This window comes from Bacillus pseudomycoides DSM 12442 (genome assembly GCF_000161455.1).
GTDB lineage: Bacteria > Bacillota > Bacilli > Bacillales > Bacillaceae_G > Bacillus_A > Bacillus_A pseudomycoides.
The window spans coordinates 5,093,065-5,094,025 of the sequence record NZ_CM000745.1 but is presented as its reverse complement, the minus strand read 5'-3'; the positions used below and the strand labels follow the sequence as shown (position 1 = coordinate 5,094,025).

The 961-nt window shown below is 46.7% G+C and carries 1 protein-coding gene; it reads left to right on the top strand.

Annotation, left to right across the window (positions count from 1 at the left end):
• Window positions 1-961, top strand: a 961-nt coding sequence (locus BPMYX0001_RS25785) for an AMP-binding protein (RefSeq protein WP_033799398.1), incomplete at both ends; no start/stop codon positions are given.

Genomic DNA, 961 nt, shown 5'->3' with positions numbered 1-961 from the left:
CGGGCAAATCAGTTGGCACATGTTTTGCAGAGAAAAGGGGTTGGTCCTGAATCAGTTGTGGGTGTCTACCTCCCGAGATCGGCTGAGCTCATGTCAAGTTTACTTGGCATATTAAAAGCTGGCGGGGCCTATGTCGTTCTAGATCCGTTGTATCCGAAATCACGGTTACAATACATGATTGAAGATGCAGGGATCCAAATCGTAGTGACGACAGCAGCGCAAGAAAGCCTTTCTGAGCAGGTCGAAACGGTGAGATTAGAAGAAATAACAGATGAAAGCGTGATCGCACCGAAGCGGCAAGTGAAACCCGAGCACTTAGCTTATATCGTCTACACCTCTGGTTCCACAGGAAAGCCAAAGGGTGTCATGGTCGAATATCGGTCATTGATGAATATGGTCTCTTGGCATCAAGCGGTATACCAAATTACAGAACAGGATCGTGCGACTCAAATTGCGGGGATTGCCTTTGACTCAGCCGTCCAGGAGATTTGGCCTTATCTCACTGCTGGTGCAGCACTATACCTGTCGACAGAAGAGTTGCGAATCAATCCGGAGGCTCTACGAGATTGGCTCATTGATTCACGGATTACGGCTAGCTTTGCGCCTACACCTATTCTGGAAAGACTCTTGAAATTATCTTGGCCAGAGAAGACGGATCTCCGTTTTATCATTACGGGAGGAGATCAGTTAACACAGTATCCATCTGAACAAATCCCTTTTACGGTGATTAATCAGTATGGTCCATCGGAAAATACCGTCGTTACCACTGATTGTTATGTGCCTGTAGGAATGACAACAGGTACTCCGTCGATTGGTCGACCGATTGCGAATACAGAAGTATATGTGTTAGATTCTCACCTTCAGCCGGTGCCAGTGGGTGTGATTGGAGATCTCTATATCGGAGGAAAGAGTCTTGCTCGTGGCTATGCTAATCGTCTGGAACTCACAGAGGAAAAATTTA